Source organism: Paenibacillus thermoaerophilus, from assembly GCF_005938195.1.
GTDB classification, from domain to species: domain Bacteria; phylum Bacillota; class Bacilli; order Paenibacillales; family Reconciliibacillaceae; genus Paenibacillus_W; species Paenibacillus_W thermoaerophilus.
Genome location: NZ_VCQZ01000017.1, coordinates 1 through 18,176, shown reverse-complemented (window position 1 = coordinate 18,176; position 18,176 = coordinate 1). Strand labels below are relative to the sequence as shown.

Below are 18,176 nucleotides of genomic sequence, written 5' to 3'. Positions count from 1 at the left end.
CCTAACGATTTCCAGATAAGTGTCTAAGGAGAAATATTCGACATTCACCCCGGCATTCCTTCTGTCGAAAAGATTTTTTCTAGATTTTTTTTATCCGATGGTGTAGAATATATTTTTTCACCAATGTTTCATCCAATTTCGACAGCCCCCGATGACGTTCGACCCGGGTTCGACAAAAAAGCGACGCCGGCCCATCAGACCGGTTCGCCGCTGCCGTCAGCTCGCTTGGGGCTGGATGGCGGTCGGCTCAAGCACGATCCCCGCGTCCCGCAGCATCCACTCGATATAACAGCCGTATCCGGAAGTCGGATCGTTCACCAGCACGTGGGTGACGGCGCCGACCAGCTTGCCGTTCTGCAAGATCGGGCTGCCGCTCATGCCTTGCACGATTCCGCCCGTCTTCTCGATCAACCGGGAATCGGTGATTCGAATCACCATGCCTTTGGTGGCCGGAACGTCCTGGCGGGTAACATGTACGATTTCAATCGCGAACTTCTCGACCTTCTGGCCGTCGATGACCGTCATTATCTCCGCCGGCCCTTCCTTCACTTCCTCCGCAAATGCGACGGGAATAGCCTCCCTGTTCAAACCGTGCTCCGGCATATCCGTCATCTTGCCGAAAATGCCGAACGGCGTATTTTTCTCGATGTTGCCCAGCACTTTGCCTTCGTTCAGCAGATGCGCTCGCTTCTCACCGGGCTCGCCGTTCTGACTCTTGGCGATCGACGTGACGTTGCTGTGCACAATCTCGCCGCCGCCGACGACGATCGGCGTCTGGGTATCCATATCCGTGATAACGTGGCCGAGCGCGCCGTATACGCCTTGATCGGGGGCATAAAACGTTAATGTGCCTACGCCCGCTGCCGAATCGCGTATATACAGACCGATCCTGTACGATTGGTCGTTTACGTCGAACATCGGCTTTAATTCGACTTCCCGGGTGCTGCCGTTGCGCGTGATCGTCAGTTTCAGCGGTTTGCCCTCTTTCCCCGCTTCATTCACGTAAGGCGCCACTTTCGCCACGTCGCGGATGTCGTCCCCGTTAATTTTGACGATCAGATCCCCCAACTGAATTTTAGCCTGTTCGCCTGGGGACACTTTTTGATGATCGGCCGTTGTCACGAGATGGTGGCCGACGACCAGAATTCCAGCCGATTTCATCTTGACGCCGATCGTTTGGCCGCCGGGAATCACCTTCAGATCGGGCACAACGTTGACGCGAACCGTCTTCAGCGGGATTTTGCCGAACAGCTTCAATTGCATATCGGCTTGCCCGATCGAAGCGGATTTCAGGGTGATGGGATTCTTCAGGTTCAAATCGAACGAATGCCTCGACTCCCCGTTGACCTGCACGATCTCCGGATGATCGACCGTTACCCTCGCGTGGACGGGCATCGCCAGCGACAAATCCCGATTCTGTCCCGTAAACAGCCGCAGTTCGTCGGGCAGACTCGCGTACGACTGGAAGGAGGGGGTTGCGCACGCCATGAGAATAAATGAAACGATCATGAGACCTAACCATTTTTTGCGGGTGGAGTTCACGGATCATTCACGCTCCCTTAATGTCACCGCGCCGATCGGTCATTCGACGCGATGGCGTTTTGCGTAACATTAAGTTAACCCCCCCCTCATGCTTTTATTACTGAAAAAGCATGGCGTGTAAGGGACTTGAGGACGGGATTTCGCTTATTTCGCCGATTTGCGGCGAATAGCCATCGCCAGCATCTCCTGAGCGTGCTCGGACGTCGTCTCCGTCACTTCTACGCCGCCAAGCATACGCGCCAGCTCCCGGACGCGCCCATCCCAATCCAGTTCTTCCACTTCGGTGTAGGTGCGGCCGTCCTGAAGATTTTTGCGGATTTCGTATTGCGTGTCCGCCATGCAGGCGACCTGCGGCAAATGCGTGATGGCGAACACCTGGCAGTCTTGGGCCAGCGTGGACATTTTCTCGGCGACCGCCTGCGCGGCGCGCCCGCTGATGCCCGTGTCGACCTCGTCGAAGACGAGCACGGGGATGCGGTCCAGCCGGGCGAAGATCGATTTCATCGCCAGCATGATCCGCGACATCTCGCCGCCGGACGCGATCCGGCTGAGCGGCTTCAGCGGTTCGCCCGGGTTGGCGGAGATCAGGAACTCCGCCTGATCGAAGCCGCGTTTCGTGCAGACGTACTCAATGCCGTCCTTCGCCAGAATGCCGTCCGGATGCTTCTGCCGGCTGAGATGAACTTCGAACCGTGTGCGCTCCATATGAAGGTCCTGCAGTTCCTTCTCGATCGCTCTGGCCAGCTTGTCCGCCGCTTCCCGGCGCAATTCGCTTAACCGTTCCGCCGCTTCCGCCAGCTTGCGCGCCGCGGCCTCGGTTTCCCGGTTCAGCTTGGCGAGCACTTCATCTTTGTTCTCGATCATTTCGAGTTCGCGTTTGATGCGGGCGCCGTGCGCGAGAATGTCCTGGACGGTATCTCCGTATTTGCGCCGCAGCGTATAGATCAAATCCAACCGTTCTTCGATCTGCGCCAGCCGATCCGGATTAAATTCGATCCGGTCCCGGTAATCCCGCAATTGGAAGGCCGCGTCTTCTAGCTGGTAATAAGCGGATTGAACCTGCTCCAGAATCGGCTTGAGCGGTGCCGGATCGTAATTCGCGGCTTCCGCGAGACGGGTGGCCGCTTTGTTGATCGCGGTTAACCCTTTATTGGAAGCGTACAGAGCTTCGTACGCCTCGTTGACGCTCTGGGACAGCTTCTCCGCGTTGCCCAGCTTGCGCTTTTCCTCCATTAGCGCTTCGTCCTCGCCGACCTTGAGGGAAGCCGAATCGATCTCCTCCGCCTGAAAGCGGTACAGGTCGAGCATCTGAAGGCTTTGCTTACTCGATTGTTCCAGCTCCCGCCGCTCCTTCAGCAGCTTCTGGTAGTTCTCGAACAACGCTTCCGTCTCCGCCAGCGCTTTGGCGACGGGCTCCCCGGCGAACTCGTCCAGCCAGTGCAGATGCGTCTCCGGCTGCATGAGCGACTGCGGCTCGTGCTGACCGTGGATGTTGATCAGGCATTCGCCGACCTGCCTCAGCATCGATTGGTTCACCAATTGCCCGTTGATCCGGCAAGTGCTCTTGCCCGTGGACGACACTTCCCGGCGGATGATCAGCAGCTCGCCTTCCTCTCCGCCAATCCCGAGCTTGGCGCATACGTCTCGCGCCGGATGGCCGGGCGTCAGATCGAACGCCGCTTCGATCTCCGCTTTGTCGCTTCCGTAGCGGACAAGATCGGCCGAGGCGCGATTGCCCGCTACGAGTCCGAGCGCGTCGATCACGATCGATTTGCCGGCTCCCGTCTCCCCCGTCAGCACGTGAAAGCCGTTATGGAAAGAGATTCGGACCTCTTCGATAACCGCCAGGTTGCGTATGTACAACTCCGTAAGCATGGAAGCTTTGCTCCTCCCTGCGTCATTGAATCAATTCCAGGATGTTCTGCACGGTTTGACTGCTCTGTTTTTTGGTGCGGCAAATAATCAGGATCGTATCGTCCCCGCAGATCGTGCCCATAATCTCGGGCCATTGCGAGTTGTCCAGCAGCATGCCGATAGCGTTTGCAGTTCCGGGCAGACACTTTAATACGACCAAATTGTCCGTATGGTCGATATGGACGAAATTGTCCATAAGCGCCCGCTTGAGCTTCTGGTGCGGGTTGAACTTCGGATCGGCGGGCAGCGCGTATTTGTATCGGCCGTCGGGAAGCGGAACCTTGACAAGCTGCAGCTCCTTGATGTCGCGCGAGACGGTGGCTTGGGTAGCGGCGATTCCCGCTTCGGCCAAAGCTTCGACGAGCTCTTCCTGCGTCTCGATCTCGCCCCGGGCGACCAATTCCCGAATTTTCATGTGGCGTTTGCCTTTCAAACGTTTTTCCTCCTTCAAGGTCATCGCTCCAACTCGAAGCGGATCGGCGTCACGCGGCCTTCCGCGGGATCGACATAAAGCACGCCGTCAATATCGTCGTAGATCAAGCTGTAGACCAGCAGATGCTCGCGGATCGCGCTGCCTGTCCATTCCAGCGGCCTGCGGGGGCGGGCGATCCGGACGACAAAAGTTTCATCGTCTTTGGCTGCGATCGCGTCGATGAAGAGCTGGCTGGACATCACCAAGCCTCCCGCCTCGACCGTTACGGGGATTTTTTGCTTCCCGGACAACAGCTCGTATCCTTTCGCTTTCAGCAGTTCGACCGCGTCGCCGTTCGGCACGAATATGTCCTCTTCGACCGGAGCCGGATGCTCGGGCCAATCCATCAGCTTGCGTCTCAGTCCGTAATATCCCCAGGCTATCAATACGATCGCAAGCAGCACTACGACAAATGCATCTCCGCTTCGCAAGGATTCCGACATCCTTTCCTGACGGATACTGTCCGCTTGATCCGCAACTGCGAAAAGGACTCATCCCGAAGGACGAGCGGTTTACGTACGCTCTGCCTGTGATGAGTCCGACCGGAATGCTTTTCCCGCCTCGTCTAACGTAAGCTGTATAAGTGAATCGTACGGGCCCTCAAGGGCGCCGTCCGGCTCCGTCGACCAATACGCCAGAAATTCGACGTTGCCCTCCCCGCCCGTAATCGGCGAGAAGGTTAATCCCTTCAGGAAGAAACCCGTCTTGGCCGCAAAGGCCAAGACCCGCTCCAGCACTTCGCGGTGCGTGTTCGGATCGCGCACGACGCCCGATTTGCCGACCTTCTCCCGTCCCGCTTCGAATTGAGGTTTGACGAGGGCGACCACTTCGCCTCCCGGCGCCAGAAGCGGCCGCAGCGGGGGCAAAATAAGCTGCAGGGAGATAAACGAAACGTCGATCGAAGCGCGGTCGGGCAAGGGCCCCGGCACATCCTCGGGCTTCATGAACCGGAAGTTCGTTCGCTCCATCACCGTGACCCTCGGGTCGTTGCGGAGCGACCAATCCAACTGGTTGTAACCGACGTCCACCGCATAGACATGGGCGGCCCCGTGCTGCAGGGCGCAGTCGGTAAAGCCGCCGGTGGATGCGCCGATGTCGATCATGACGCGATTTTTCAAATCATAGCCGAAATAATTGATCGCCTTCTCCAGCTTCAAGCCGCCTCGGCTCACATAGGGATGCAGCGATCCTTTCACCGTTATGGACACCGACCGGGGAAGCTTGGTGCCGGCCTTGTCCGACCGCTCTCCGTTCACGTACACCAACCCGGCCATGACGGCGGCCTTCGCGCGTTCCCGGGTGTCAAATAGGCCGCGTTCCACCAATTGAACGTCGAGCCGTTCCTTGTCGCTCGCCATAGCTCTCCTCTCCGTTGCGCAGGCCGACCGGCCGGAGCCGGTCAAGCCCGCTGCCGCGTCAACTGCGGCTTCAGCATGGCGCGCGCCGTCTCCATGACGGCTTCCGCCGTCAATCCGACTTCGGCGCGCTGCTCCTTCACAGAGCCGTGTTCGATAAACCGGTCCTCGATTCCGAGCATCCGCAGACGAAGCTCATGCCAGCCCCGCTCCGCGTAAAACTCCAGGACGGCGCTTCCGAATCCGCCCGGCAGGCACGCTTCTTCGATCGTAAGGATCGGCAGGCCGCGTGTGGCCAGACTCATCAGCATCTGATCGTCCAGCGGCTTCAGGAAGCGCGCGTTGACGACCTCGACCGAGATGCCCTCCTTGGCAAGCGATTCCGCCGCTTCCAGGGCGAGCTGAACCATAGGACCGACCGCGAGAACCGCCAATTGCTGCCCTTCGCGGACAACCTCCCACTTGCCGATCGGGATCGTTCTCATCGGTTCGTCCATCGGCACCCCGACGCCGTTCAGCCGCGGATAACGGACGGCGATCGGTCCCTTGTCGTATTCCAGCGCCGTCTTCATCATATGCCGCAGCTCGTTCTCGTCCTTCGGCATCATGAGCACCATGTTCGGCATGCTGCGCAGGAACGCGATGTCGTATATGCCCTGATGCGTCTCGCCGTCCGCGCCCACGAAGCCGGCCCGGTCGATGGCGAACGCCACATTGGCGTTATGCCGGCAGATGTCGTGCAGCACCTGATCGTAAGCGCGCTGCAAGAAGGTCGAATAAACGGCGAAAACCGGCTTCATGCCTTCCAGCGCCATGCTTGCGCACAGCGTCGCCGCGTGCTGCTCGGCGATGCCTACGTCAAGCATGCGTCCGGGGAACAGACGGGCGAATCCTTCAAGTCCCGACCCCTTCGGCATCGCCGGCGTAACCGCCACGATGCGGTCGTCGTTCCGGGCAAGCTCGATCAGCGATTGGGCGAACACTTCCGTATACATGGGCGGTCCGGACCCTTTGAGCACCTCGCCCGATTCGATCTTGTACGGTCCGAGACCGTGCCACGTATGCGAGTCCTTCTCGGCGGGCTTGTAGCCTTTGCCCTTAAGCGTCACGACGTGCACCAGCACGGGACCTTTCAGCTTGTCCGCGCGCCGGAACGTATCCAGCAGCAGCGGCAGGTTGTGTCCGTCCACAGGACCGATGTAATTGAATCCGAGCTCTTCGAACAGAACGCCGGAGACGACGAGATACTTCAGGCTGTCCTTGAGCTTCTCCGCCGTTTTCGCCAACGTGCCGCCGATCGCGGGAATTTTTTTGAGCAGATGCTCGACTTCTTCCTTGGCTTTCAGGTAGTGCTTGTCGGAACGAATTTTCGTCAAATAGTTGTGCAGCGCTCCGACGTTCGGCGCGATGGACATCTCGTTGTCGTTCAGCACGACGATCATGTTTTTGCGCTCGTGTCCGATATGGTTCAGCGCTTCGAACGCCATCCCTCCGGTGAGCGCCCCGTCGCCAATCATCGCGATGATCCGGTTGCGTTCCCCCTTCAGATCGCGGGCGACCGCCATTCCCATCGCCGCCGACAGCGAGGTGCTGCTGTGCCCCGCTTCCCAGACGTCGTGCTCGCTTTCCTTGCGCTTGATGAAGCCGCTTAATCCTTTGTACTTGCGCAGCGTATCGAACTGGTTTTTGCGTCCCGTCAAAATCTTGTGGACATAAGATTGATGCCCGACGTCGAAAATGAACTTATCCGTCGGGCTGTCGAACAAGTAATGGAGAGCGATCGTCAGCTCGACGACGCCCAGATTGGGAGCCAGATGGCCCCCCGTCACGGACAGTTTTTCGATCAGAAATTGCCGGATTTCCGCGGCCAGCTCAGGCAACTGCTCGACAGCGAGAGCTTTCAAGTCGCGCGGGCTGTCGATTTGATCCAAAAGCATCGTTATTTCCCCGCTTTCCATGAACTGCAAGGCTAGGTTGGCCGGAATCCCGGTTGCGGTAACCTGTATGCATAATGAAATGTACGATAGCCGAACCCGGAATAATCTGCCGCTCCTCCGGCATAGCCGATTTGAAGGAACAGCATCGCATATATGCGGACAGCCGGTGACGGGCGTTATAGCCGCAAGCCGGCCGTATATGCCGCCGCAGCCGATTAAGGCCGATACGGAGACCATAAGTACGTCGATTATACCATACGCCCGCTCCTTCGCTCAACGGATTGGGAATCCGTGCCTCTGCCCGCGCGGAATCGGGGTTCGGCGGCGGGATAGCCCGGCCGGCTCCGGGGCGAGGTCACATCTGGTAGCGGACGCCGTAGCGGCCTTTTTTCGATTGGAACACTTCCACGTGCCGGGGGAAATCGTAACCGTACACCCACCAGTCTTCTTCGATTCGCTTGGCCAGACAACCCGCCTGAAACTTGGAGTCGTACAACCTGGCCCAATACACCCAACCCATACGAGTCTCCTCCTGACCGATTGCGATGTTCGCACCTATAGCTTTCCCCGAATACTAAACATTTCTTCCTCCGGAAACCGAAAAGGAGCAGCCGCCCCGTTAAAGGGCGAATGCTCCTCTGCGCACGGCTTAAACCAGATGGCAGGCGACAAAGTGATGGCCGCCGGCGTCACGGAATTCGGGCGTCTCCTCCCTGCACAGTTCCACCGCAAACGGACATCTCGTATGGAACTTGCAGCCGGACGGCGGATTGGCCGGATTCGGGATGTCGCCTTTCAGCACAATTCTCTCCCGCTTAAGTCTCGGGATCGGCACCGGAACCGCGCCGGTGATCATCCTTCATTTCCGCCGCTTGTCACCGGCGCAGCCAAATAAGAGCGGGCTGCTATCGCAGTCCCGCCCTCTTGCTTCCAGATGTCAGCTCGCCGACTCGTTCTCCGCTTCGCGTTCCTCCCGATCCCGCAGCCGGTGCGCGATCCGGCTGGACGCCGACGCCGCCACCGCGGCCACCAAGTCGTCCAGAAACGTATGAACGCCTTGGCCGAGCTTCGTATCCAGCCTTTTGATCAAGCCGACCTTGTGCTTGTCGAGATGGCCGAACGTCGTCACCGCGATGCTCCCGTATCCGAGCACCGAACCGAGAGCCAGCGTCTCGTCGCAGCCGAACAGCCCTTCGTCGGTCTCCACGATCGATTGCAGCGGCTCGGACAGCATTTTTTTCTCCGCCAACGTGTCCAGCTCGATCCCGACGAGAATCGCATGCTGCATTTCGCGTTTTTCCAGCACCATCTTGACGCTGTCGAGGCAGTCCTCGATCGTCAGCGCGGGATTGTAAGGAATCTGCATCTCGTAGACGATCTTGGCGATATCAAGCAGCTCGACGCCGCGCTCCGACAGTTTTTCGTATACCGCCGTTTTGACTTCCCTGCTGTGCGTTCTTTGTTTCATCGCATCTCACTCCCGGGATATAATAATGACAATACACCTCGAATAGGGGGGCTCTCCATGAAATTCGGCATTGCGGTATTCCCGAACAAAGACGTGCAAGATTTCGCCAACAGCTACCGGAAACGGTTCGACAGCCGGTATGCGCTGATTCAGCCGCATTTGACGGTGCGGCCTCCGGAGTCGGGCGACGAGGCCCGGATCGAGGAAGCGGCCCGCGCGCTGACCGCCGTCTGCGCGGAGCTCCGCCCGTTCCAGGCCGAGCTGAACCGCTTCTCCAGTTTTTATCCGGTCAGCAACGTGATCTATCTCGCGCTTAAAGATCCGGAGCCGTTCGTCGAGCTTCACCGCCGCATCTGCTCGGGCCCGCTTGCCGGACCGCGCACGGACTACGCGTACACGCCCCATCTCACGATCGGCCAGGACTTGACGGACGAGGAACTTCACGACGTGCTGTCGAGCCTCCGGATGAAACCCGTGTCGCTGAAATTCCGCGTCGACCGGGTGCATCTCCTGTATCAAACGGAGAACGGAGCCTGGACGACATACCAGACGTTTCTCTTCGGCAATGGTTGACGGTCCTGGGTACAATTCGACACGAACGAGCGGATTCCTGTTTTTTCGGTCAGAAAAGACCGCAATGCCCCGCCCCTTCGACAGCCGCTCAATGAAAACAAGGCTTCGGCCGGTAAGCCGAAGCCTTTGTTCGTGAACGCGGCGCGAGACGCCTTCACGCACGGCGGGTTCGATCCAGCAGATAGATGAAAAACGGCGCGCCGACGCCCGCCGTAAAGACGCCCGCCGGAATATCGAGCGGCAGAAACGCCGTTCGGGCAAACGTATCGGCAATCGCCAGCATCAGGCTGCCGCAGAGAGCGGCAAGCGGAATCAAGCGGCCGAAATCTTCCGTCCTCCTTGTCGGGATGATGGATTAACGCGGGCATTAAAATGCAAAACCCTCCAGATGATTCCGGAGGGCTTGTTGGTCTGGTTGATGCGGTCGAGAGGACTCGAACCTCCACGGCTGTTACACCACTAGAACCTGAATCTAGCGCGTCTGCCAATTCCGCCACGACCGCATATTTCTTTTTACCGCTTTTTGCTGCTTTTCTTTCGCGGCGACAAGGAGTACTATAGCACGAATCGGATATCGATGTCAAACCTTTTTTTAAGTTTTTTTTCGAAGCCCGATCTGGTATGATGGAACTTCGGAGAACCGGTGCGAAGGGGGTTGACGGATGACCGGCGCGATAATCGTTTGCGTGATCCTGTTTATCGGAATTGTCGGCCTGTTTGTCTGGGCGCTGAACAAAGGTTATTCCCGCAAATGGGACGAGGAATGACGGACTGCCGCCGATCGGGAGCATAAGGCAAAAAACGCTGCGGGACCCCTTATGGAGCCTTCGCAGCGTTTGTGGTTTTGCGGATTTATTCCAGCGGGAACTCCGGTCGCTTATCCGAGGCCGGTTGGTACATATACTCCCTGCTGAGCTTCACGACATTGCGGTTCGGTTTGCGGATCAGCACATGGCGATCGTCCCAGGCGACCACGATCCCGCGCACATCGTTGGCGGGGTCGGCATCCCGGACGACCCGTACCTTCAATCCTTCGATGCGGTATTTTTCCAATTCTTCTTCGGATACCATCGCGGATCAGCCCACATGTTCCTTCGTGTCGTTGGTCTCGAACCAATAATCCAGCACTTTCGCGGACATGACGCGGTTGCGGATGTACTCGGACTGCTTCGGGGTGAAGTGCGGTTCCCATTCGACGGACAGCTCGTCGCAGAGCCGCACGATCGTCAGCAGTTCGGACCATGCCACGTACCGTTTATACCAAAAAAACTGAGGATGCTCGATCATATAAGGGTACAAGTCGTCGAATTCCGTATGCTTGCAATCCAGGGCCCGTTCGAAGTGCGTTTTGGCGGCGGACAGTTTCTCCAGCATAAATTCGGCTTGAATTGGTGTGTTCCCCATCGATGGCGCCCTCCCCGTTTGTTTATTTGTGATTATATCAGCACTCAATCCTCGAATTCAATGCCATTTTCCAGGGAACGAATTTTCACCAGCGATTCCACGCGAACGCCGCGCTCGCGGATCGACCGTGCGCCTTCCTGGAAGCATTTTTCCACGACGACGCCCAAGCCGGCGAGCTCCGCTCCCGCCCGTTCGATGATGTTGAGCAACCCCCGAACCGCGTCCCCGTTGGCGATAATGTCGTCGATGACGAGCACGCGATCGTGTTTGCCGAGGAATCGTTTGGAGATGAGAATATCCGTCACGATGCCTTTGGTGAACGACGGAACCCGCTCCTGCCAGACGTCGGGATCGGTGGCAAGCGTCTGTTTGCGTCTGGCGAATACCATGGGTACGCCCAGCTCATACGCGGTCGCGTATGCGGCCGGAATCCCCGACGATTCGATCGTCAGCACTTTGTTGACGCCGGCATCCCGGAACCTGGCTGCAAATTCGCGGCCCATCTCCTGGATCAGCGCCGGATCGACCTGGTGATTCAATACGGCGTCCAGCAGCACGACCTGTTGATTGATGACAACCGCTTCTTTCAACATGCGTTCCTGTAGTTCCTTAACGGCGTCCATACCTTTTCCTCCACGTTTCCTTTGACAGTTAAATTATCACAACGGCCCAAAAAGATGCAACTTGCGGGGCGTTTATTCCGTTAATAATACATAGGGACGAACCAGAAAGACCGATTGCCGCAAGGCATCCTCCCCATGTAAACGGATTCTTGCGAATAATTTGGGATATTCCGGCGAATTCGGAATAACACGGGTTTTGTGTGGCCGACTCGCCTTCGATATGATGAGTAACGACTACTTGAGACCGAAAGGAGGCGTTCGCCGATGAAGCCATACGTGCGCGCGGGAGCGGCCGCGCTGCTGGCTGCCGTTCTCGTCGGCGGCTGCGACGGTTGGCCGTGGGGCGGCGGAAGCCCTTCGCCGACGCCCGGATCGGCGGACGTCACTCCCGCGCCCGGCAAGGACGCGCCCGGCATCGCCTCCGATCTGTCCCCCTCCGGCCATCATGGAAGCACGGCCGTCCCGGGAGCCTCCGGAGAACCTGATACGGACGATGCTGGGAGCGAAACCTCAGGCTACCGGCTGATGGGCCTGCGCCCCGCCACGCCATCGCATCCCGGCACGGAGGCCGGGATGGTAACGGTGCTGCACGGCAAGCCCGACAAACGTTATCCGCTGCAAGACGGCGACCGGAAGCTTGACGTGTACGCTTACCCGTCGTTCCGCGTCGGCATCACGCCGGATAACCGGGTGGCGTTCGTGGATGTGTTCGATAAGGCGGATACCGGATTGGGGAAAATCGGCGTGCATTCGACCGCCGATGAAGTCCAGAGCGAGCTCGGCAAGCCGCAGAGCCAATCGCCGTACGTCTTGACGTACAGCAAGGGCGGCGTCGTGCTGAAGTTCGATCTGGACGTCAAATCCGGCCGCGTCCTGTCCGTCAAGCTGTTCGCCGAATCAACCCCATAGCTTCCTCCGGAAAAACCGGAGCCAGATCGCCGCCGCCACCGCGACGAGAACCGTCACGGCGGCGGCGAACCAACCCGCGTACGCATGAATCGTCTCCATAATCGCCCGCCAGTTCTCTCCGATGATATGCCCCAGCGTGACGAAGGTTACGCACCAGACGAGCGCTCCCCCTCCCGCGTAAGCCAGATAGCGGCCGAACGGAATTCGGCTGATCCCTGCAATGTAGCAGGTGAACTGCCGAACGCCCGGAACCCAGTAGCCGAAGCTGACCGTCCACGATCCGTAACGCTGAAACCACGCTTCCGCCTGACGCAGCCTCTTCTCGGACAGCCTCACCCATCTCCCGTATTTGTCCAAAAAAGGCCTCCCCAGCTTACGCCCGATCCAGTAGCTGACGGTCATGCCGGACAAGCTTCCGGCGAAGCAGACCGCCAGCGTCGCGCTGTAATTCAGATAAGCCGGCGCTCCCTTGGGCAGAGAAGTCAAGTAGCCGGCGAACGTCATCAGCGTTTCGTCGGGAACAGGCAAGCCGACCATGCCGAAGCCCAGCAGGCCGAACAACGCCCAGTAGCGGTATACCGATATGACTCCCAGTATCCAATCCAACAAGGAAGTTTTCCTCCTTTTGAAGCGGCTTTCATGCAGCGGCTGGCATGCCTGTCCCTTCCTCAGCATATAGTGATGGAGGGTCCGGTGACGCGGACCCGTCCATGACTCAAACTTTTGGAGGTAAGCTATGCGCGCTTTGGCCCAAATCCTGCAAATCGCTTTCACCTATGTAGGAACCGTAATCGGGGCCGGTTTCGCCTCCGGGCAGGAGGTTCTGCAATTTTTCACCCGTTACGGCTGGATGGCGACGATTACGATCGGCATCTCCACTTTACTATTTATTGCCGTCGGGCTGCAATTAATGCTGCTTGCCCACGAACGGAATACGGATTCTTACGAAGATTTGGCCCGGCATCTGTTCGGCGAACGGCAAGGGAAATGGATCAGCTCGTTTACGCTCGTGATCCTGTTCGGCATCTCCACCGTCATGCTGGCAGGCGCCGGTTCTGTGTTTCGCGAGCGGTTCGGCCTGCATTACGAGACGGGTCTCATCGTCACGCTTGTGCTGGCCTGTCTGGTCCTGATCCGCGGACTGCCCGCGATCATGGCCGTCAATACGTTTGTCGTGCCGGTGATGGCCGTGCTGATCGTGTCGACGGTCGTCATGTCCGCCGACAGTCCCCGTGCCGATAACTGGCTGACGCTCGATTCGGATTACCCGAGCTGGCAAATATGGCTGTCCCCTTTTTTGTACAGCGCGTTTAATCTGTCGACCTCCCAGGCCGTGTTGGTCCCGCTGGGGGCCCAGGCCCGCAGCCGAAAGACGATCCTGTTCGGAGGGCTGCTGGGCGGCGTAGGCATCGGCGCGCTGCTTGTCGGCATCCATTTCTCGCTGTCCGCCCGAATGCCGGGAATCTCGCAGTTCGAGGTGCCGATGGGACAATTGGCCGAACAGTTCGGCCACTGGTTTGCCGCCGCCTTCTCCCTCGTCATCTTCGGCGAGATATTCACGACGCTGATCGCCGACGTGTACGGGTTGTCCCTGCAATTGCGCGGCCGGTTCGGCTGGCGCCCCTCCTTGTCCGTCCCGGGGCTGCTCCTCGCCTGTTACGTCTTCAGCCACATCGGCTTCAGCGCGCTGCTGTCCGTCCTCTATCCGCTATTCGGCGCGATCAGCCTCGTCTGGCTGCTCTTGATGCTCGGAAGACGCCGCTCGAACGGATAGCGCCTTCGCGCCGGCGATCAGCCGCAGCAGCACGAACAGGCGGACAAAAGCGAACAGTCCGGCAAACGATATCACGACGAATCCCGTCAGCACGTAACCGAGATGATAATACGGCAGCTCCGCGCGATCGCGGATGGATAACAAGCTGACCGCCAACAGGAAAACGAAACCGATCAGAAACAAGAAGACCGCCGCATAATCGGCGACCGTCCATCGGCCGAGAACGTCCATGGACGATCTGGGCGAAGACCGGCGCGCGATCATGTCCCGCAAGGCCATCCCCGTCGCGATCAAAGCGATCGAGCCGAGAACGGCGGCGGCCGCCGTCAACCATTCATACATACAATTTCCCTCTTCCCTCTGGATTCAAGCGGAGAGTTGGACCGCCAGCCATACGAACAATCCCAGCGTCCATACGGACAGCAACATTCCCCATACCGCGGCGGGAACGAATTCCGGCCCCGGGATCGGCTTCCACAGCCAGCGCGTCCAGCCCGGACCGCTCGTCCAGCCGTCGGACTTGAGTCCGCCCGCCGGTTTCTTCTCCCCGGTGCTTTCGGCCGGCCTGATGTTGTCGGTGCGGATCGTTCCGGTCCGATGTCCGATCCGGTATGTAATCGGCCTGGCGTCTCGTCCTTCCCGCCTGTCTTCGCGGTCCCGATGATCCATTTCGCTCCCCGACCTTCCGTTCTTCGAATAAGAGTGGCGCGTTTCGTCCGAACACGCTACAATTATGTTTTAATCTCCTATATCTTAGCATCCAAGTGCGGATGTCGAAAAGACCTTGTTGCAAGAGGAAGCGTTCCCACCGTCGGCGAACACGACGGTTCGCCGCGAATGCGGACGAAAATCGGCAATCGCCGTTCACCTGTCAAAAAAGGGGGAGCAAGTTATGGCTGTCGCTTGTGTAAGCGGCGGCGCGCAAGGCATCGGCCGGGCTATCGCCCTTGCCTTTGCCCGCGCCGGATACGGCGTGTCGATCGCCGACCCGGACCGTCAGGCCGGGCTCGAGACCATTCAATGGATACGCGCGGAGGGCGGCGACGCGATGTACGTCAACGCCGACGTGTCGTCGCCCGACGACGTCGCAAAATGGATGAGGCTGACGGAAGCCGAGCTCGGGCCGCCCGACGCTCTCGTGAACAATGCCGGCATCGGCCACACCGTGCCGTTTCTGGAGCTGAAGCCGGAGGATTTCGACCGGGTGCTGGCGGTTAATCTGAGGGGAACGATGTTGTGCTCGCAGGCCGCCGCCCGCCTGATGGCCGCGAAGGGGTCGGGATCGATCGTCAACATCGCGTCCACCCGGGCCTTGATGTCCGAACCGGACAGCGAGAGCTACGCGGCTTCCAAGGGAGGCATCGTCTCCTTGACGCATGCGATGGCCGTCAGCCTCGGACGCTACGGCATCCGCGTCAACTGCATCAGTCCCGGTTGGATCGAGACGCGAGACTGGCAGTATTCGGAGCGCGCCGAGACGCCCGTCCATTCCGAGCGGGACCGGCTTCAGCATCCCGTCGGCCGGGTCGGGCGTCCCGACGACATCGCGGAAGCCTGCTTGTTCATGTGCCGGTCGGCCGGCTTCGTCACTGGCCAAAACTGGGTGATCGACGGCGGCATGACGATCAAAATGATTTACGAATAAGGATCGACCATTACAGAGAGAGAAATCTGGAGGGAGAGCAACATGTGGTTGTTATTAGCCGGACTGGCGGCTGTCGCTTTCGGGCTCAGGGGAATTTTGTACCAGTGGAGCGCCAAGCAGCCGATGAGCCGCAACGCGATGCTGTTCGGCGTCTACGTGTCCGGCCTTCTCATCACGCTGTGCGCCGGTTTCGCCTTCGGACAAACCTGGTCCGCGGGGGTCTGGGTCGGCGCGGCGATGGGGGCGATGTCTTATTTGGGCAACGCCTCCATGTACAAAGGATACGCCACAGGCAAAGCGTCCATCGTCGCGATCCTGGTGGGCATGCCGCCGGTGCTCGTCGTCCTGGGCGCGTTTCTGTTCTGGGGCGAAAAGCTGACTCCGGTTCAGACGGCCGCCTTCGCCGTACTGATCGCGGGGGCTCTGCTCATCCGGGCCTCGAACGATCTGTCGCTGAGCAACTTGCAGGGAGCCGGCTGGGGAGCGGCCGCGATGTTCTGCTTCGCCTGCACGGACCTGCTGTCGAAGCAGGCTACCCGGACGGGAGCCGATTCGCTGCCGACGCTGACCGTCATGTTCGCGACGGGCGCGCTGCTGTTCGGCTTGACCTGGCTCGCGGACCGCAAATCGTCCCGGGACGCCCGACCGGATGAGAGCGCGCGGGACGAAGCGGCAGCGGGCCGCAGGTGGACGACGTCCCGCACGCTGCTGTGGGGCCTCGTCGTCGGCTTGACCAACTGCACGGGGATGATCCTGGTGATGCCCGCGTTCAAGCTTGGCGTAACCGGCCTCGTCTCCGCCATTATCGCCATGAACGCGCTGATCGTCGTGCTCTATGCGAGGGTCGTGCTGAAGGAGCCCTTTCACCGGCTGGAGACGGTCGGCATCGTCTGTTCTCTCGCCGGAGTCTTCGTGCTGCAGTTGGCCGGTTGACCGAATCTCCGCTCGAACAAGGGGCTGTTCCCGGGCAGATCGTTCTGCTTCGCGGGAACAGCCCCTTCGTCTTGCCGGGCTCATCCGGCAGGCCGCCCCGATTCGCCGATCGAGACGGTCGCGAGCCGGTTGCCCATGATGCGCTTGGCCCAATCGCGGATATGCGGATGGCAGGTGAACAGCAGCACCTGCATGCGCTCCGCCAGCGAGCCGACCTGCCTGAGCGCGAGCTCCGTCCGTTCCGCATCGAAGTTCACGAACAGGTCGTCCAGAACCAACGGCAGCGGCAGCCCCCGCACCTCGGCCAAATGCTCGGCGAGTCCGAACCGGAGCGCCAGGTACAACTGCTCCGATGTCCCCCGGCTGAGCCGGGCCGGCTCCACCCGTTCGCCGTCCGCGCGCACGGCCATAAGCGCGCCGTCCGATTCGGCGACGCCCCGGTAGCGCTCCCCCGTCAGTCCGGCGAAGAAGCGCGATGCGCGGCGCAGCACGTCCGGCTGCCGGTCGCGCTCGTATGCGGCGCGCGCCTCTCTCAGCAGCGCCGCCGCCAGCGCATGGACGCACCAGGCTTCGGCTTGCCGCAAGAGCTGTCCCCGAAGCTCCTCCAGCCGCTGCAGGCGATCCGTCTGTTCGGCGGCCCGCCTCAGCTCCTCGGCGGCTTGCCGGCGTTCGCCCTTGCGCTCCCGAAGCCGCTTCAGCTCCTCCTCGATCTCCCCGACGGCGTCGCGCGCGGCTTGCAAGGCGGCCCCAAGCTCTTCCGGCGGAAGCGCGGCCAGGCGGGCCGCCTCGCCGTCGGTTCCGATCAGGGAGGCCAGCAAAGCTTCGAGATCGCCGATCGCTCTCCGCTCCTCCAGACGCTCCTGCCTCAAGCGCAGCAGCCTGCGCAGCTCCTCGGGGCTCCCGGCTCCGCAAGCCCGGAGCAGCCCGTCCAGACTCCTCCGAAGCTCCTCGGCCCGCGCGGCGCACTCGTCGAACGCCGCCTGGCGCTCGCGGCAGGCGATGTCCGCCCGCTCGCGGTTCCTGCTCCGTTCCGCCGCCGCCTCGTTCATCGCTTTCCATCGGCGCAGCTTCCCGACCGCGTCCTCGCCCGGAAGCGCGTCCCCGCCGGCGGGGACGGCCTCGGCCACGCGCCGCTCGAAGTCCGCGATGGCGGCGGCCAGCCGCTCCCGCTCGCCACGCGCGGCGTCTCGCCGCCCGAACAGCGGCTTCGCCGTCTCGGCGAGCCTCACCAGGTCGAGCGCCGCCTCCGGCGAGACCGTTTCGCCCAGGCCGAGCTCCTCCGCGCCGGCCCGCCGCCACTCCGCCCAGGCCGCCTCCAGCGCGCCGGCCGCCGCCTCGCGCCGCGACGCCGCCGCGGCCAACGCGCGCTGCGCAGCATCTCGCGAGGCGGCCGCCCGGGCGTGGCGCAGCGCCGCCGCTTCCCGCGCCTGCAGCAGCTGCGCCCGACGCGCGTACGCGGCCTCGAAGCGCGCCGCCAGCACATCGGCGCTCGCTTCGGCAGGCGCGGCCGCTCCGGCGGCGGCTTCGCCGACGGCAGCCGCCAGCGGCGCCAGCCGGCGCTCGAGCCGCACAGCCGCGGCGCTTCCGGCGCGGGGCTCGGCCGCCGGAGCGGGGGCGCGGCGGCCCC

Annotated in this window: 20 protein-coding genes, 1 tRNA gene and 2 pseudogenes; 5 read left to right on the top strand and 18 right to left on the bottom strand. The window is 60.6% G+C overall.

Going from position 1 to position 18,176, the window contains the following annotated elements; genetic code table 11:
* Window positions 1-216: 216 nt before the first annotated feature.
* From spoIVB to FE781_RS12385, 9 genes and pseudogenes are all read right to left on the bottom strand, one after another.
* The gene (gene spoIVB, locus FE781_RS12420) at window positions 217-1,488 is read right to left on the bottom strand and encodes a SpoIVB peptidase (RefSeq protein ID WP_379253040.1); all 1,272 of its coding nucleotides are present in this window, start codon (window positions 1,486-1,488) and stop codon (window positions 217-219) included.
* A 198-nt stretch (window positions 1,489-1,686) separates the two neighbouring features.
* On the bottom strand, window positions 1,687-3,417 hold the full coding sequence (recN, locus tag FE781_RS12415) for a DNA repair protein RecN (protein ID WP_138789950.1): 1,731 nt from the start codon (window positions 3,415-3,417) through the stop codon (window positions 1,687-1,689).
* Window positions 3,418-3,439: 22 nt separating this feature from the next.
* Complete coding sequence (gene ahrC / locus FE781_RS12410) at window positions 3,440-3,889, bottom strand: transcriptional regulator AhrC/ArgR (protein WP_138789949.1); 450 nt, start codon at window positions 3,887-3,889, stop codon at window positions 3,440-3,442.
* 20 nt (window positions 3,890-3,909) lie between these two features.
* Entirely contained in the window at window positions 3,910-4,359 is a 450-nt protein-coding gene (locus FE781_RS12405; RefSeq protein WP_138789948.1) for a hypothetical protein, read from the bottom strand.
* Between the two features lie 81 nt (window positions 4,360-4,440).
* A complete protein-coding gene (locus FE781_RS12400; RefSeq protein ID WP_138789947.1) occupies window positions 4,441-5,286 on the bottom strand; it encodes a TlyA family RNA methyltransferase in 846 nt (281 codons plus the stop codon).
* A 41-nt stretch (window positions 5,287-5,327) separates the two neighbouring features.
* Window positions 5,328-7,220 carry a 1-deoxy-D-xylulose-5-phosphate synthase gene (gene dxs / locus FE781_RS12395; protein ID WP_138789946.1) on the bottom strand — a complete coding sequence of 631 codons (1,893 nt, stop codon included), beginning with the start codon at window positions 7,218-7,220 and terminating at the stop codon, window positions 5,328-5,330.
* A 355-nt stretch (window positions 7,221-7,575) separates the two neighbouring features.
* Window positions 7,576-7,740 (bottom strand): hypothetical protein, encoded by a 165-nt coding sequence (locus FE781_RS17510; protein WP_170209529.1) that lies wholly within the window; start codon window positions 7,738-7,740, stop codon window positions 7,576-7,578.
* A gap of 129 nt (window positions 7,741-7,869) precedes the next feature.
* Window positions 7,870-8,067: pseudogene (locus tag FE781_RS12390) on the bottom strand (oligopeptide/dipeptide ABC transporter ATP-binding protein); the annotation flags it as partial.
* A 90-nt stretch (window positions 8,068-8,157) separates the two neighbouring features.
* The gene (locus FE781_RS12385) at window positions 8,158-8,688 is read right to left on the bottom strand and encodes a phosphatidylglycerophosphatase A family protein (RefSeq protein ID WP_138789945.1); all 531 of its coding nucleotides are present in this window, start codon (window positions 8,686-8,688) and stop codon (window positions 8,158-8,160) included.
* Between the two features lie 57 nt (window positions 8,689-8,745).
* Here FE781_RS12385 and FE781_RS12380 point away from each other — a divergent pair, with 57 nt between their 5' ends.
* Window positions 8,746-9,261, top strand: a complete 516-nt coding sequence (locus tag FE781_RS12380) for a 2'-5' RNA ligase family protein (RefSeq protein ID WP_138789944.1) — start codon at window positions 8,746-8,748, stop codon at window positions 9,259-9,261.
* Window positions 9,262-9,415: 154 nt separating this feature from the next.
* Here the strand turns inward: FE781_RS12380 and FE781_RS12375 are convergent.
* The 5 genes and pseudogenes from FE781_RS12375 to FE781_RS12355 form a co-directional block, all read right to left on the bottom strand.
* Window positions 9,416-9,586 (bottom strand): annotated as a pseudogene (locus tag FE781_RS12375) (iron chelate uptake ABC transporter family permease subunit); the annotation flags it as partial.
* Window positions 9,587-9,680: 94 nt separating this feature from the next.
* A tRNA-Leu gene (locus FE781_RS12370) sits at window positions 9,681-9,764 on the bottom strand.
* A 349-nt stretch (window positions 9,765-10,113) separates the two neighbouring features.
* Window positions 10,114-10,332 carry a hypothetical protein gene (locus FE781_RS12365; protein WP_138789942.1) on the bottom strand — a complete coding sequence of 73 codons (219 nt, stop codon included), beginning with the start codon at window positions 10,330-10,332 and terminating at the stop codon, window positions 10,114-10,116.
* 6 nt (window positions 10,333-10,338) lie between these two features.
* Window positions 10,339-10,665 carry a hypothetical protein gene (locus FE781_RS12360; RefSeq protein ID WP_138789941.1) on the bottom strand — a complete coding sequence of 109 codons (327 nt, stop codon included), beginning with the start codon at window positions 10,663-10,665 and terminating at the stop codon, window positions 10,339-10,341.
* 44 nt (window positions 10,666-10,709) lie between these two features.
* Window positions 10,710-11,288: a xanthine phosphoribosyltransferase gene (locus tag FE781_RS12355; protein WP_138789940.1), complete on the bottom strand. Its 579-nt coding sequence runs from the start codon at window positions 11,286-11,288 to the stop codon at window positions 10,710-10,712.
* Window positions 11,289-11,552: 264 nt separating this feature from the next.
* Between FE781_RS12355 and FE781_RS12350 the strand changes: the two genes are divergently transcribed.
* Window positions 11,553-12,197: a hypothetical protein gene (locus FE781_RS12350; protein WP_138789939.1), complete on the top strand. Its 645-nt coding sequence runs from the start codon at window positions 11,553-11,555 to the stop codon at window positions 12,195-12,197.
* Here the strand turns inward: FE781_RS12350 and FE781_RS12345 are convergent.
* Complete coding sequence (locus tag FE781_RS12345) at window positions 12,186-12,806, bottom strand: DedA family protein (RefSeq protein ID WP_246068162.1); 621 nt, start codon at window positions 12,804-12,806, stop codon at window positions 12,186-12,188. The two genes, FE781_RS12350 and FE781_RS12345, sit on opposite strands and share 12 nt — an antisense overlap.
* Before the next feature lie 127 nt (window positions 12,807-12,933).
* Between FE781_RS12345 and FE781_RS12340 the strand changes: the two genes are divergently transcribed.
* Window positions 12,934-13,971, top strand: a complete 1,038-nt coding sequence (locus tag FE781_RS12340) for a YkvI family membrane protein (RefSeq protein ID WP_138789938.1) — start codon at window positions 12,934-12,936, stop codon at window positions 13,969-13,971.
* Here the strand turns inward: FE781_RS12340 and FE781_RS12335 are convergent.
* Window positions 13,906-14,313, bottom strand: coding sequence for a hypothetical protein (locus FE781_RS12335; RefSeq protein ID WP_138789937.1), 408 nt, complete (start codon window positions 14,311-14,313; stop codon window positions 13,906-13,908). The two genes, FE781_RS12340 and FE781_RS12335, sit on opposite strands and share 66 nt — an antisense overlap.
* Before the next feature lie 24 nt (window positions 14,314-14,337).
* Complete coding sequence (locus tag FE781_RS12330) at window positions 14,338-14,640, bottom strand: hypothetical protein (RefSeq protein ID WP_138789936.1); 303 nt, start codon at window positions 14,638-14,640, stop codon at window positions 14,338-14,340.
* A gap of 223 nt (window positions 14,641-14,863) precedes the next feature.
* Between FE781_RS12330 and FE781_RS12325 the strand changes: the two genes are divergently transcribed.
* Window positions 14,864-15,616: an SDR family oxidoreductase gene (locus FE781_RS12325; RefSeq protein WP_138789935.1), complete on the top strand. Its 753-nt coding sequence runs from the start codon at window positions 14,864-14,866 to the stop codon at window positions 15,614-15,616.
* Between the two features lie 42 nt (window positions 15,617-15,658).
* The gene (locus FE781_RS12320) at window positions 15,659-16,549 is read left to right on the top strand and encodes a DMT family transporter (protein ID WP_138789934.1); all 891 of its coding nucleotides are present in this window, start codon (window positions 15,659-15,661) and stop codon (window positions 16,547-16,549) included.
* 80 nt (window positions 16,550-16,629) lie between these two features.
* Here the strand turns inward: FE781_RS12320 and FE781_RS17505 are convergent.
* Window positions 16,630-18,176, bottom strand: a 1,547-nt coding sequence (locus FE781_RS17505) for an ATP-binding protein (RefSeq protein WP_425464977.1), incomplete at its 5' end; no start/stop codon positions are given.

Coding starts and splice junctions, on each gene's coding strand:
- spoIVB (WP_379253040.1), bottom strand. CDS start 1,488: ATGGCGTGCGCAACCCCCTCCTTCCAGTCGTACGCGAGTCTGCCCGAC.
- recN (WP_138789950.1), bottom strand. CDS start 3,417: ATGCTTACGGAGTTGTACATACGCAACCTGGCGGTTATCGAAGAGGTC.
- FE781_RS12400 (WP_138789947.1), bottom strand. CDS start 5,286: ATGGCGAGCGACAAGGAACGGCTCGACGTTCAATTGGTGGAACGCGGC.
- dxs (WP_138789946.1), bottom strand. CDS start 7,220: ATGCTTTTGGATCAAATCGACAGCCCGCGCGACTTGAAAGCTCTCGCT.
- FE781_RS17510 (WP_170209529.1), bottom strand. CDS start 7,740: ATGGGTTGGGTGTATTGGGCCAGGTTGTACGACTCCAAGTTTCAGGCG.
- FE781_RS12385 (WP_138789945.1), bottom strand. CDS start 8,688: ATGAAACAAAGAACGCACAGCAGGGAAGTCAAAACGGCGGTATACGAA.
- FE781_RS12380 (WP_138789944.1), top strand. CDS start 8,746: ATGAAATTCGGCATTGCGGTATTCCCGAACAAAGACGTGCAAGATTTC.
- FE781_RS12365 (WP_138789942.1), bottom strand. CDS start 10,332: ATGGTATCCGAAGAAGAATTGGAAAAATACCGCATCGAAGGATTGAAG.
- FE781_RS12360 (WP_138789941.1), bottom strand. CDS start 10,665: ATGGGGAACACACCAATTCAAGCCGAATTTATGCTGGAGAAACTGTCC.
- FE781_RS12355 (WP_138789940.1), bottom strand. CDS start 11,288: ATGGACGCCGTTAAGGAACTACAGGAACGCATGTTGAAAGAAGCGGTT.
- FE781_RS12350 (WP_138789939.1), top strand. CDS start 11,553: ATGAAGCCATACGTGCGCGCGGGAGCGGCCGCGCTGCTGGCTGCCGTT.
- FE781_RS12340 (WP_138789938.1), top strand. CDS start 12,934: ATGCGCGCTTTGGCCCAAATCCTGCAAATCGCTTTCACCTATGTAGGA.
- FE781_RS12335 (WP_138789937.1), bottom strand. CDS start 14,313: ATGTATGAATGGTTGACGGCGGCCGCCGCCGTTCTCGGCTCGATCGCT.
- FE781_RS12330 (WP_138789936.1), bottom strand. CDS start 14,640: ATGGATCATCGGGACCGCGAAGACAGGCGGGAAGGACGAGACGCCAGG.
- FE781_RS12325 (WP_138789935.1), top strand. CDS start 14,864: ATGGCTGTCGCTTGTGTAAGCGGCGGCGCGCAAGGCATCGGCCGGGCT.
- FE781_RS12320 (WP_138789934.1), top strand. CDS start 15,659: ATGTGGTTGTTATTAGCCGGACTGGCGGCTGTCGCTTTCGGGCTCAGG.